Raw genomic sequence first — 13,326 nt, 5'->3', positions numbered from 1 at the left:
CTCTCGTCAGAGGGACAGTGACCGAAGGTTCCGCTAGATCGGACGACCTGCGCAGGTGACTGTGGAACTGCTCCCGGACTCTGTCCGGTCGAGCCGCGCCCTGGCACTTGTGCTGGGGCGTTTCGTCTTTCCCGGCCCCTTCTGAGCGGTCCTCATCACCCGGAAGGAGGCCGACGCTCATGGCAAGGCCCGACAAGGCTGCCGCGGTAGCCGAGCTCGCGGACCAGTTCCGCAGCTCGAACGCCGCCGTGCTGACCGAGTACCGGGGTCTCACCGTGGCGCAGCTCAAGACGCTGCGTCGTTCGCTCGGTGAGAACGCCCAGTACGCCGTGGTGAAGAACACGCTGACCAAGATTGCGGCCAACGAGGCCGGGATCGACACGCTGGACGACCTGTTCTCGGGTCCGACGGCGGTTGCCTTCGTCACCGGTGACCCGGTGGAGTCGGCGAAGGGTCTTCGTGACTTCGCCAAGGACAACCCCAACCTCATCATCAAGGGCGGTGTCCTTGACGGTAAGGCGCTGTCCGCCGATGAGATCAAGAAGCTCGCGGACCTCGAGTCCCGCGAGGTTCTGCTCTCCAAGCTGGCCGGTGCTTTCAAGGGCAAGCAGACGCAGGCGGCGCAGGTCTTCCAGGCCCTGCCCTCCAAGTTCGTCCGCACCGCGGAAGCTCTTCGTGCCAAGAAGGAAGAGCAGGGCGGTGCCGGTACTCCGGCTCCCGCCGAGGCCGCCGAGTAATTTCGCTCAGCGGTCCAGCGGGCTCCACGTACGCCCGCCGACATATACATCCGGCACCTGCCGAATAGTGGAAGGACGCCTATCATGGCGAAGCTGTCCCAGGACGACCTGCTCGCGCAGTTCGAAGAGATGACCCTCATCGAGCTCTCCGAGTTCGTGAAGGCCTTCGAGGAGAAGTTCGACGTCACCGCCGCCGCGGCCGTCGCCGTCGCCGGTCCGGCCGGCCCGGGCGCCGTTGCCGAGGCCGCTGAGGAGCAGGACGAGTTCGACGTCATCCTCACCGGTGCCGGCGAGAAGAAGATCCAGGTCATCAAGGTCGTGCGTGAGCTGACCTCGCTGGGTCTCAAGGAGGCCAAGGACCTCGTCGACGGCACCCCGAAGCCGGTCCTCGAGAAGGTCGCCAAGGAGGCCGCCGAGAAGGCTGCCGAGTCCCTCAAGGCCGCCGGCGCTTCCGTCGAGGTCAAGTAACACTCCGGGAGTCCGCGGACTCCCCTCGGGCGCGTCACGCGCCCGTACCGAAGGGCGATCACCCATCCGGGTGGTCGCCCTTCGGCGTACCCGTGGCGGCTGCCTTGCTCTTCCGCCGTCGGCGAGTAGGGTGATCTTCGCCGTGCGCCTCTGGAGGGGCGCCCAGGGGCCTCCTGAGGGCTTCCCGGGGGCGGTCGGAGCGAGCCCCTGGGGGCCCGTCCGGACCGGTGGGCCTTGACGAACGGCACGAGGCGCGCAATTCTCAGGACGCGTCATCACTTCGATCCGTATCCGAGGCATGGATCGAGAGTGAAGAGGGCAGTAAAGAAGAGCGCACCCCGCGCGAGGGCCTAACCACACAGGTAGTTGAGAACAGCTGTTGAGAGCAACGTGGGTCTCTGAGAACCCCGACTGGACATCAGTGTGCCGCTTGGCTACACTGACCCTTTGCGCTGCCTGTTAGCTGCCTCCTGCCCGTCACCAGGGGCATACCCACGCTTTGAGCATCGATGACAGATCCTCTCCGAGCCGGCCTTTTGGGGCCGATTCGGGACGGTGTGTCTGGATGTCCAATGTGGGACCGGTACGCGCGTAGTGAGTCCGAGCCCTCGGAAGGACCCCCTCTTGGCCGCCTCGCGCAACGCCTCGACCGCGAATACGAACAACGGTGCCAGCACCGCCCCGCTGCGCATCTCTTTTGCAAAGATCAAGGAGCCCCTCGAGGTTCCGAACCTCCTCGCGCTGCAGACCGAGAGCTTTGACTGGCTCCTCGGCAACGCCGCCTGGAAGGCTCGCGTCGAGGCTGCTCTGGACAGTGGACAAGACGTCCCCACCAAGTCCGGCCTGGAGGAGATCTTCGAGGAGATCTCACCGATCGAGGACTTCTCCGGGTCGATGTCGCTTACGTTCCGCGACCACCGCTTCGAGCCCCCGAAGAACTCGATCGACGAGTGCAAGGAGCGCGACTTCACGTTCGCCGCGCCGCTCTTCGTCACGGCCGAGTTCACCAACAACGAGACCGGCGAGATCAAGTCCCAGACGGTCTTCATGGGCGACTTCCCGCTCATGACCAACAAGGGCACCTTCGTCATCAACGGCACCGAGCGTGTCGTCGTGTCGCAGCTGGTCCGCTCGCCGGGTGTCTACTTCGACTCCTCCATCGACAAGACGTCCGACAAGGACATCTTCTCCGCCAAGATCATCCCTTCCCGGGGTGCCTGGCTGGAGATGGAGATCGACAAGCGCGACATGGTCGGTGTCCGTATCGACCGCAAGCGCAAGCAGTCCGTCACCGTCCTCCTGAAGGCTCTCGGCTGGAGCACCGAGCAGATCCTCGAGGAGTTCGGCGAGTACGAGTCGATGCGCGCCACCCTGGAGAAGGACCACACCCAGGGCCAGGACGACGCGCTGCTCGACATCTACCGCAAGCTGCGCCCGGGCGAGCCGCCCACGCGCGAGGCCGCTCAGACGCTGCTCGAGAACCTCTACTTCAACCCGAAGCGCTACGACCTCGCGAAGGTCGGCCGCTACAAGGTGAACAAGAAGCTCGGCGCCGATGAGCCGCTGGACGCCGGGGTGCTCACCACCGACGACGTCATCGCGACCATCAAGTACCTGGTCAAGCTGCACGCCGGTGAGACCGAGACGATCGGTGAGTCGGGCCGGGAGATCGTCGTCGAGACCGACGACATCGACCACTTCGGCAACCGTCGTCTGCGCAACGTCGGCGAGCTCATCCAGAACCAGGTCCGTACGGGCCTGGCGCGGATGGAGCGCGTCGTGCGTGAGCGCATGACGACCCAGGACGTCGAGGCGATCACCCCGCAGACCCTGATCAACATCCGGCCGGTCGTCGCCTCCATCAAGGAGTTCTTCGGCACCAGCCAGCTGTCGCAGTTCATGGACCAGAACAACCCGCTGTCGGGTCTCACCCACAAGCGCCGTCTGTCGGCTCTTGGCCCGGGTGGTCTCTCCCGTGAGCGGGCCGGCTTCGAGGTCCGTGACGTGCACCCGTCCCACTATGGGCGCATGTGTCCGATCGAGACCCCTGAAGGCCCGAACATCGGCCTGATCGGTTCGCTCGCCTCGTACGGCCGCGTCAACGCGTTCGGCTTCATCGAGACGCCGTACCGCAAGGTCGTCGACGGCCAGGTCACCGACGACGTCGACTACATCACGGCCGACGAGGAGGACCGCTTCGTCATCGCCCAGGCGAACGCGATCCTCTCCGAGGAGCTGCGCTTCACCGAGCCCCGCGTCCTGGTCCGCCGTCGTGGCGGAGAGGTCGACTACGTGCCCGGCACGGACGTCGACTACATGGACGTCTCGCCGCGCCAGATGGTGTCCGTCGCCACCGCGATGATCCCCTTCCTGGAGCACGACGACGCCAACCGTGCCCTCATGGGCGCGAACATGATGCGGCAGGCGGTGCCGCTCATCAAGTCGGAGGCCCCGCTCGTCGGCACCGGCATGGAGTACCGCTGCGCCACCGACGCCGGTGACGTGCTCAAGGCCGAGAAGGACGGTGTGGTCCAGGAGGTCTCCGCGGACTACATCACCGTCACGAACGACGACGGCACGTACACCACGTACCGCATCGCCAAGTTCATGCGCTCCAACCAGGGCACCTCGGTCAACCAGAAGGTCGTCGTCTCCGAGGGCGACCGGATCATCGCCGACCAGGTCCTCGCCGACGGCCCGGCCACCGAGAACGGTGAGATGGCCCTCGGCAAGAACCTCCTCGTGGCGTTCATGCCGTGGGAGGGTCACAACTACGAGGACGCGATCATCCTGTCGCAGCGCCTCGTGCAGGACGACGTCCTCTCCTCGATCCACATCGAGGAGCACGAGGTCGACGCCCGTGACACCAAGCTCGGCCCGGAGGAGATCACCCGGGACATCCCGAACGTCTCCGAAGAGGTCCTCGCCGACCTCGACGAGCGCGGCATCATCCGGATCGGTGCCGAGGTCGTCGCCGGTGACATCCTCGTCGGCAAGGTCACGCCCAAGGGTGAGACCGAGCTGACCCCCGAGGAGCGCCTGCTCCGCGCGATCTTCGGTGAGAAGGCGCGCGAGGTGCGCGACACCTCGCTGAAGGTGCCGCACGGTGAGATCGGCAAGGTCATCGGCGTCCGCGTCTTCGACCGCGAAGAGGGCGACGAGCTGCCGCCGGGCGTGAACCAGCTGGTCCGCGTCTACGTCGCGCAGAAGCGCAAGATCACCGATGGTGACAAGCTCGCCGGCCGTCACGGCAACAAGGGCGTCATCTCGAAGATCCTGCCGATCGAGGACATGCCGTTCCTGGAGGACGGCACCCCGGTCGACATCATCCTCAACCCGCTGGGTGTCCCGTCCCGAATGAACCCGGGACAGGTCCTGGAGATCCACCTCGGCTGGCTCGCCAGCCGCGGCTGGGACGTCTCCGGCCTCGGTGACGAGTGGGCCAAGCGCCTGCAGTCCATCGGCGCCGACCAGGTACCCCCGGGCACCAACGTCGCCACGCCCGTCTTCGACGGTGCGCGCGAGGACGAGATCTCCGGCCTCTTCCAGGCCACGATCCCCAACCGCGACGGCGACCGCCTGGTGCAGCCCTCCGGCAAGGCCCAGCTGTTCGACGGCCGCTCCGGCGAGCCGTTCCCGGACCCGGTCTCGGTCGGGTTCATGTACATCCTCAAGCTCCACCACCTGGTCGACGACAAGCTGCACGCGCGTTCGACCGGTCCGTACTCCATGATCACCCAGCAGCCGCTGGGTGGTAAGGCTCAGTTCGGTGGACAGCGCTTCGGTGAGATGGAGGTGTGGGCGCTGGAGGCATACGGCGCCGCGTACGCCCTCCAGGAGCTGCTGACGATCAAGTCCGACGACGTGACCGGCCGCGTGAAGGTCTACGAGGCCATCGTCAAGGGCGAGAACATCCCCGAGCCGGGCATCCCCGAGTCCTTCAAGGTGCTCATCAAGGAAATGCAGTCGCTCTGCCTCAACGTGGAGGTGCTCTCCTCGGACGGCATGTCCATCGAGATGCGCGACACGGACGAGGACGTCTTCCGCGCAGCGGAGGAGCTCGGTATCGACCTGTCCCGGCGAGAGCCGAGCAGCGTCGAAGAGGTCTGACGGGTTCGCCGGCCGGATCCCTGTGATCCGGCCGGCTCTCCCCGGACCCGTTCAGACCATTGCTGAAGTGCCCCGATTTCTCGCTTCCGAGCGAGGGGGCTCGAACCCCCGAAAGAGGGATTGACGACAAGTGCTCGACGTCAACTTCTTCGACGAGCTGCGGATCGGCCTTGCCACCGCGGACGACATCCGGACCTGGTCCCACGGCGAAGTGAAGAAGCCGGAGACCATCAACTACCGCACGCTCAAGCCCGAAAAGGACGGACTCTTCTGCGAGAAGATCTTCGGTCCGACCCGGGACTGGGAGTGCTACTGCGGCAAGTACAAGCGTGTCCGCTTCAAGGGCATCATCTGTGAGCGCTGCGGCGTCGAGGTCACTCGCGCCAAGGTGCGTCGTGAGCGGATGGGCCACATCGAGCTTGCCGCTCCCGTCACCCACATCTGGTACTTCAAGGGCGTCCCGTCGCGCCTCGGATACCTGCTGGACCTCGCGCCGAAGGACCTCGAAAAGGTCATCTACTTCGCCGCGTACATGATCACGTTCGTGGACGAGGAGCGTCGTACCCGCGACCTGCCGTCCCTGGAGGCGCACGTCTCCGTCGAGCGCCAGCAGACCGAGAACCGCCGCGACTCCGACCTGGAGGCCCGCGCCAAGAAGCTCGAGACCGACCTGGCCGAGCTGGAGGCCGAGGGCGCCAAGGCCGACGTGCGCCGCAAGGTGCGCGAAGGTGCCGAGCGTGAGATGAAGCAGCTGCGCGACCGTGCGCAGCGCGAGATCGACCGCCTCGACGAGGTGTGGAGCCGCTTCAAGAACCTCAAGGTCCAGGACCTGGAGGGCGACGAGCTGCTCTACCGCGAGCTGCGTGACCGCTTCGGCACGTACTTCGACGGCTGCATGGGCGCCGCCGCGCTGCAGAAGCGCCTGGAGTCCTTCGACCTCGACGAGGAGGCCGAGCGCCTCCGCGAGATCATCCGTACCGGCAAGGGCCAGAAGAAGACCCGTGCGCTCAAGCGCCTCAAGGTCGTCTCCGCCTTCCTGCAGACCAGCAACAAGCCCAAGGGCATGGTGCTCGACTGCGTGCCGGTCATCCCGCCGGACCTGCGTCCGATGGTGCAGCTGGACGGTGGCCGCTTCGCGACCTCCGACCTGAACGACCTGTACCGCCGCGTGATCAACCGCAACAACCGCCTGAAGCGCCTTCTCGACCTCGGTGCCCCCGAGATCATCGTGAACAACGAGAAGCGCATGCTCCAGGAGGCCGTCGACGCGCTCTTCGACAACGGCCGTCGTGGTCGCCCGGTCACGGGCCCCGGCAACCGTCCGCTGAAGTCGCTCTCCGACATGCTCAAGGGCAAGCAGGGACGCTTCCGTCAGAACCTCCTCGGCAAGCGTGTGGACTACTCCGCGCGTTCCGTGATCGTCGTCGGTCCGCAGCTCAAGCTGCACCAGTGCGGTCTGCCGAAGGCCATGGCGCTGGAGCTCTTCAAGCCGTTCGTGATGAAGCGCCTGGTGGACCTGAACCACGCGCAGAACATCAAGTCGGCCAAGCGCATGGTCGAGCGTGGCCGCACCGTCGTGTACGACGTCCTCGAAGAGGTCATCGCCGAGCACCCGGTGCTGCTGAACCGTGCGCCCACCCTGCACCGCCTCGGCATCCAGGCCTTCGAGCCGCAGCTGGTCGAGGGCAAGGCCATCCAGATCCACCCGCTCGTCTGCACCGCGTTCAACGCGGACTTCGACGGTGACCAGATGGCCGTGCATCTGCCGCTCTCCGCGGAGGCGCAGGCCGAGGCCCGCATCCTGATGCTGTCCTCGAACAACATCCTGAAGCCGGCCGACGGTCGTCCCGTCACCATGCCGACCCAGGACATGGTGCTGGGGCTGTTCTTCCTCACCACCGACGGCCAGCTCCGTGACACCAAGGGCGAGGGCCGCGCGTTCGGCTCCACGGCCGAGGCGATCATGGCGTTCGACGCCGGTGAGCTGGCGCTCCAGTCCACCGTCGACATCCGCTTCCCGGTGGGCACCATCCCGCCGCGTGGCTGGGTGCCGCCGGTCGCCGAGGAGGGCGAGCCCGAGTACCAGCCGGGTGACACCTTCCGGCTGCGGACGAGCCTCGGCCGCGCGCTCTTCAACGAGCTGCTGCCCGAGGACTACCCGTTCGTCGACTACTCGGTGGGCAAGAAGCAGCTCTCCGAGATCGTCAACGACCTGGCCGAGCGCTACCCCAAGGTCATCGTGGCGGCGACGCTCGACAACCTGAAGGCGGCGGGCTTCCACTGGGCGACCCGTTCGGGCGTCACCGTGGCCATCTCCGACATCGTCGTGCCCGAGGCCAAGAAGGCCATCGTCAAGGGCTACGAGGACCAGGACGAGAAGGTCCAGAAGCAGTACGAGCGCGGTCTGATCACCAAGGACGAGCGCACGCAGGAGCTCATCGCGATCTGGACCAAGGCGACCAACGAGGTTGCCGAGGCGATGAACGCGAACTTCCCCAAGACCAACCCCATCTTCATGATGGTTGACTCGGGTGCCCGAGGAAACATGATGCAGATGCGGCAGATCGCCGGTATGCGTGGTCTGGTGTCGAACGCGAAGAACGAGACCATCCCGCGTCCGATCAAGGCGTCCTTCCGTGAGGGCCTCACCGTTCTGGAGTACTTCATCTCCACGCACGGTGCCCGTAAGGGTCTGGCGGACACCGCCCTGCGTACCGCCGACTCGGGTTACCTGACCCGTCGTCTGGTGGACGTCTCGCAGGACGTGATCATCCGCGAGGAGGACTGCGGCACCGACCGCGGCCTGAAGCTGAAGATCGCCGTCAAGGGCGCCGACGGCGTGCTCCGCAAGACGGAGGACGTCGAGACCTCGGTCTACGCCCGCATGCTCGCCGAGGACGTCGTGGTGGACGGCAAGGTCATCGCGCCTGCCAACGTCGACCTCGGTGACGTCCTGATCGACGCCCTGGTGGGCGCCGGCGTCGAGGAGGTCAAGACCCGCTCGGTCCTGACCTGTGAGTCCGCGGTCGGCACCTGTGCCTTCTGCTACGGACGCTCGCTCGCCACCGGCAAGCTGGTCGACATCGGTGAGGCGGTCGGCATCATCGCCGCCCAGTCCATCGGTGAGCCCGGCACCCAGCTGACGATGCGTACCTTCCACACCGGTGGTGTGGCCGGTGACGACATCACCCAGGGTCTGCCCCGAGTCGTCGAGCTCTTCGAAGCCCGTACGCCGAAGGGTGTCGCCCCGATCTCCGAGGCCAAGGGCCGCGTGCGGATCGAGGAGACCGAGAAGACCAAGAAGCTCGTCGTCACCCCGGACGACGGCAGCGACGAGACGGCGTTCCCGATCTCGAAGCGTGCCCGTCTGCTCGTGGGCGAGGGCGACCCGGTCGAGGTGGGCCAGAAGCTCACCGTCGGTGCGACCAACCCGCACGACGTGCTGCGCATCCTCGGCCAGCGTGCGGTCCAGGTCCACCTGGTCGGCGAAGTCCAGAAGGTCTACAACTCGCAGGGCGTGTCGATCCACGACAAGCACATCGAGATCATCATCCGGCAGATGCTCCGCCGCGTGACGATCATCGAGTCCGGTGACGCGGAGCTGCTTCCGGGCGAGCTGGTCGAGCGGTCGAAGTTCGAGACCGAGAACCGTCGTGTGGTCACCGAGGGCGGTCACCCCGCCTCCGGCCGTCCGCAGCTGATGGGTATCACCAAGGCCTCGCTCGCCACCGAGTCGTGGCTGTCGGCGGCGTCCTTCCAGGAGACGACCAGGGTTCTGACCGACGCGGCGATCAACGCCAAGTCGGACTCCCTGATCGGCCTCAAGGAGAACGTCATCATCGGTAAGCTCATCCCGGCCGGTACGGGTCTGTCCCGCTACCGCAACATCCGGGTCGAGCCGACCGAGGAGGCCAAGGCCGCGATGTACTCGGCCGTCGGCTACGACGACATCGACTACTCGCCGTTCGGCACCGGCTCCGGCCAGGCCGTCCCGCTGGAGGACTACGACTACGGTCCGTACAACCAGTAGGCGCGTGTTCGTCGCTTGAACGCCTGAGGGCGGTCACCCCTGTACGTCAGGGGGTGGCCGCCCTCAGGCGTGTACGGGACCTTCAGGGCGTTCCAGGACGTGCGGGCGGGCCGATGTCGGCCTCCGAGCCCCGGAGCCGGGCTTCCGCTGCCAGGCGGCGTACGAGCGGCGGGCAGCCCCCGCAGGCCCGTGTCATGGCGCCCCGCAGTCGCTGGAATTCGACGCAGGGCGCCGACTCGTTGTTCCACGGTGTCCGCCGGTCGATGAGGCCCTCGAATGTCGCTTTCCCGCCCGGAATGACGTTCACCCCGAAAATTCCTATGCCTTTCGGGGCTGTCCGGATGGCATCAGGGGCGAATGAGATGAGCGTGCTTTCGGCCGCGGAGCTGGCCTCGAGCGCTACCGCGATCTTCCCCAGCGCTTCGCGCGCTTCGCCCGTCACGCTGTCGAGCAGCGGATTCCTGACGGCCCTGGTGAATTCGCCACCCGCGCTCAGCAGGCCCGCCACGGCATCTTTGGCAATTCCTTCGTACGTGTGACCATCTGGTCATTTTCGCCGTGGATAACCTGCGCGAATGATTCTGCTGGTGGCTCTTCTCAGCGGCGTCGCCGACGGCATCCGGCTCATCTGACCCGCTCCCCGGCCGACGGAGGGTTGCAGGGCCGCCGCCCCGACGGCAGGGCGAGCTGAGGGGGCCGGCGGCCCCGGTGCGCCGGGGTGGACAGCATTTGTTTTGACCCAGGTCCGTGAGGTAGGTACGCTCAAGCCTTGTGCCTGGGGTGTGCCTGGGCTCCGGTGCGTGTCCTCAACCGCATCGCGAGCTCGTCAGTAGCCACCGCAATCTGCGCCCCTTCTGCCCCCAGGGCAGGAGCCTGCAGTATTCGACACACCCGACCGCGTGGGTCGGCGATGTTCCAGGTTAGTTTCACGAACGGCACACAGAAACCGGAGAAGTAGTGCCTACGATCCAGCAGCTGGTCCGGAAGGGCCGGCAGGACAAGGTCGAGAAGAACAAGACGCCCGCGCTCGAGGGTTCGCCCCAGCGTCGCGGTGTCTGCACGCGTGTGTTCACGACCACCCCGAAGAAGCCGAACTCGGCGCTCCGTAAGGTCGCGCGTGTGCGTCTGACCTCCGGCATCGAGGTCACGGCCTACATCCCGGGTGAGGGACACAACCTGCAGGAGCACTCCATCGTGCTCGTGCGTGGTGGCCGTGTGAAGGACCTGCCGGGTGTTCGTTACAAGATCATCCGCGGCTCCCTTGACACCCAGGGTGTCAAGAACCGCAAGCAGGCCCGCAGCCGCTACGGCGCCAAGAAGGAGAAGTAAGAATGCCTCGTAAGGGCCCCGCCCCGAAGCGCCCGGTCATCATCGACCCGGTCTACAGCTCTCCTCTTGTCACGTCGCTGATCAACAAGATCCTGCTCGACGGCAAGCGTTCCACCGCCGAGCGGATCGTCTACGGCGCCATGGAAGGCCTCCGCGAGAAGACCGGCAACGACCCGGTCATCACGCTGAAGCGCGCGCTTGAGAACGTCAAGCCCTCGCTCGAGGTCAAGTCCCGCCGTGTCGGTGGCGCCACCTACCAGGTGCCGATCGAGGTCAAGCCCGGTCGCGCCTCCACCCTCGCTCTGCGCTGGCTCGTCGGTTACTCCCGCGCCCGCCGCGAGAAGACCATGACCGAGCGCCTCATGAACGAACTGCTCGACGCCTCCAACGGCCTCGGCGCTTCGGTCAAGAAGCGTGAGGACACCCACAAGATGGCCGAGTCCAACAAGGCCTTCGCGCACTACCGCTGGTAGTCGCTACCCCCATCGAGACCGAGAGAAGATTGAGCCTTATGGCCACCACTTCGCTTGACCTGGCCAAGGTCCGCAACATTGGGATCATGGCCCACATCGACGCGGGGAAGACGACCACCACTGAGCGGATCCTCTTCTACACCGGTGTGAGCTACAAGATCGGTGAAGTCCACGACGGCGCTGCCACGATGGACTGGATGGAGCAGGAGCAGGAGCGCGGCATCACGATCACGTCCGCCGCGACGACCTGTCACTGGCCGCTCAACGATGTTGACCACACCATCAACATCATCGACACCCCGGGTCACGTCGACTTCACCGTCGAGGTGGAGCGTTCGCTCCGCGTCCTCGACGGCGCCGTCACCGTGTTCGACGGTGTGGCCGGCGTCGAGCCGCAGTCCGAGACCGTCTGGCGTCAGGCGGACCGCTACGGCGTCCCGCGTATCTGCTTCGTCAACAAGCTCGACCGCACCGGTGCCGACTTCTTCCGCTGCGTCGAGATGATCGTGGACCGCCTCGGCGCGACCCCGATCGTCATGCAGCTCCCCATCGGCGCCGAAGCGGACTTCACGGGCGTCGTCGACCTCGTGTCGATGAAGGCCTTCGTGTACCCCGAAGAGGCCGCCAAGGGCGAGATGTACAACATCGTCGACATCCCGGAGAACCTCCAGGAGTCCGCCGTCGAGTGGCGCGGGAAGCTCCTCGAGGCCGTCGCCGAGAACGACGACGCCATGATGGAGCTGTACCTGGAGGGCAACGAGCCCACCCAGGAGCAGCTGCACGAGGCGATCCGCCGCATCACCCTGGCCTCCAAGGGCAGCGCCGACTCCGTCACCGTCACCCCGGTGTTCTGTGGCACCGCGTTCAAGAACAAGGGCGTCCAGCCCCTGCTCGACGCGGTCGTGCGCTACCTGCCCTCCCCCCTGGACGTCGAGGCCATCGAGGGCCACGACGTCAAGGACCCGGAGAAGGTCATCGCCCGCAAGCCCTCGGACGACGAGCCGTTCTCCGGCCTGGCGTTCAAGATCGCGAGCGACCCGCACCTGGGCAAGCTCACCTTCGTCCGGATCTACTCCGGTCGCCTGGAGGCCGGCACCGCGGTGCTGAACTCCGTCAAGGGCAAGAAGGAGCGCATCGGCAAGATCTACCGCATGCACGCGAACAAGCGTGAGGAGATCGCGTCGGTGGGCGCCGGCGACATCATCGCCGTCATGGGCCTGAAGCAGACCACCACCGGTGAGACGCTGTGTGACGACAAGAACCCGGTCATCCTGGAGTCCATGGACTTCCCGGCGCCGGTCATCCAGGTCGCCATCGAGCCCAAGTCCAAGGGTGACCAGGAGAAGCTGGGTGTCGCCATCCAGCGCCTCTCGGAGGAGGACCCCTCCTTCCAGGTGCACTCCGACGAGGAGACCGGCCAGACCATCATCGGTGGTATGGGCGAGCTTCACCTCGAGGTGCTCGTCGACCGCATGAAGCGCGAGTTCCGCGTCGAGGCGAACGTCGGCAAGCCCCAGGTCGCGTACCGCGAGACGATCCGCAAGGCCGTCGAGCGCATCGACTACACGCACAAGAAGCAGACTGGTGGTACCGGCCAGTTCGCGAAGGTGCAGATCGCCCTCGAGCCCATCGAGGGTGGCGACGCCTCCTACGAGTTCGTCAACAAGGTCACCGGCGGCCGCATCCCCCGTGAGTACATTCCCTCGGTGGACGCGGGTGCTCAGGAAGCCATGCAGTTCGGCATCCTGGCCGGTTACGAGATGGTCGGCGTCCGCGTCACCCTTCTCGACGGTGGTTACCACGAGGTCGACTCCTCGGAGCTCGCCTTCAAGATCGCCGGTTCGCAGGCGTTCAAGGAGGGTGCCCGCAAGGCCTCTCCCGTGCTCCTCGAGCCGATGATGGCCGTCGAGGTCACCACGCCCGAGGACTACATGGGCGATGTCATCGGCGACCTCAACTCCCGCCGTGGCCAGATCCAGGCCATGGAGGAGCGCAGCGGCGCTCGCGTCGTGAAGGGCCTCGTGCCCCTCTCGGAGATGTTCGGCTACGTCGGAGACCTCCGCAGCAAGACCTCGGGTCGCGCAAGCTACTCGATGCAGTTCGACTCCTACGCCGAGGTTCCGCGGAACGTCGCCGAGGAGATCATCGCGAAGGCCAAGGGCGAGTAACTCTCCCGAGC

Annotated in this window: 8 protein-coding genes; 7 read left to right on the top strand and 1 reads right to left on the bottom strand. The window is 66.0% G+C overall.

The annotated features are described in order from the left end of the window. Positions 1-179: 179 nt before the first annotated feature. The 4 genes from rplJ (at position 180) to IF17_RS0103270 (ending at position 9,345) form a co-directional block, all read left to right on the top strand. Complete coding sequence (gene rplJ, locus IF17_RS0103285) at positions 180-737, top strand: 50S ribosomal protein L10 (RefSeq protein ID WP_018510603.1); 558 nt, start codon at positions 180-182, stop codon at positions 735-737. 84 nt (positions 738-821) lie between these two features. Beyond that, on the top strand, positions 822-1,205 hold the full coding sequence (rplL, locus tag IF17_RS0103280; protein WP_010058811.1) for a 50S ribosomal protein L7/L12: 384 nt from the start codon (positions 822-824) through the stop codon (positions 1,203-1,205). Between the two features lie 624 nt (positions 1,206-1,829). Further along, entirely contained in the window at positions 1,830-5,315 is a 3,486-nt protein-coding gene (gene rpoB / locus IF17_RS0103275; RefSeq protein ID WP_030561917.1) for a DNA-directed RNA polymerase subunit beta, read from the top strand. A 130-nt stretch (positions 5,316-5,445) separates the two neighbouring features. Beyond that, the gene (locus IF17_RS0103270) at positions 5,446-9,345 is read left to right on the top strand and encodes a DNA-directed RNA polymerase subunit beta' (protein WP_030561915.1); all 3,900 of its coding nucleotides are present in this window, start codon (positions 5,446-5,448) and stop codon (positions 9,343-9,345) included. An 82-nt stretch (positions 9,346-9,427) separates the two neighbouring features. On the opposite strand, the gene IF17_RS0103265 is transcribed toward IF17_RS0103270, so the two are convergent. After that, positions 9,428-9,853 (bottom strand): hypothetical protein, encoded by a 426-nt coding sequence (locus tag IF17_RS0103265; protein WP_030561913.1) that lies wholly within the window; start codon positions 9,851-9,853, stop codon positions 9,428-9,430. 449 nt (positions 9,854-10,302) lie between these two features. Here IF17_RS0103265 and rpsL point away from each other — a divergent pair, with 449 nt between their 5' ends. The 3 genes from rpsL to fusA are packed head-to-tail and all read left to right on the top strand — an operon-like array spanning position 10,303 to position 13,315. Further along, positions 10,303-10,674: a 30S ribosomal protein S12 gene (gene rpsL / locus IF17_RS0103260; RefSeq protein ID WP_003948652.1), complete on the top strand. Its 372-nt coding sequence runs from the start codon at positions 10,303-10,305 to the stop codon at positions 10,672-10,674. 2 nt (positions 10,675-10,676) lie between these two features. Beyond that, positions 10,677-11,147, top strand: coding sequence for a 30S ribosomal protein S7 (gene rpsG / locus IF17_RS0103255; protein ID WP_003966970.1), 471 nt, complete (start codon positions 10,677-10,679; stop codon positions 11,145-11,147). Between the two features lie 38 nt (positions 11,148-11,185). After that, positions 11,186-13,315, top strand: coding sequence for an elongation factor G (fusA, locus tag IF17_RS0103250; RefSeq protein WP_030561911.1), 2,130 nt, complete (start codon positions 11,186-11,188; stop codon positions 13,313-13,315). Positions 13,316-13,326 lie beyond the last annotated feature (11 nt).

The organism is Streptomyces cyaneofuscatus (assembly GCF_000718135.1).
In the GTDB taxonomy this organism is placed as follows: Bacteria; Actinomycetota; Actinomycetes; order Streptomycetales; family Streptomycetaceae; genus Streptomyces; species Streptomyces cyaneofuscatus.
Note: the sequence above shows the minus strand (reverse complement) of the source record. Positions and strands in the feature narration are given on the sequence as shown.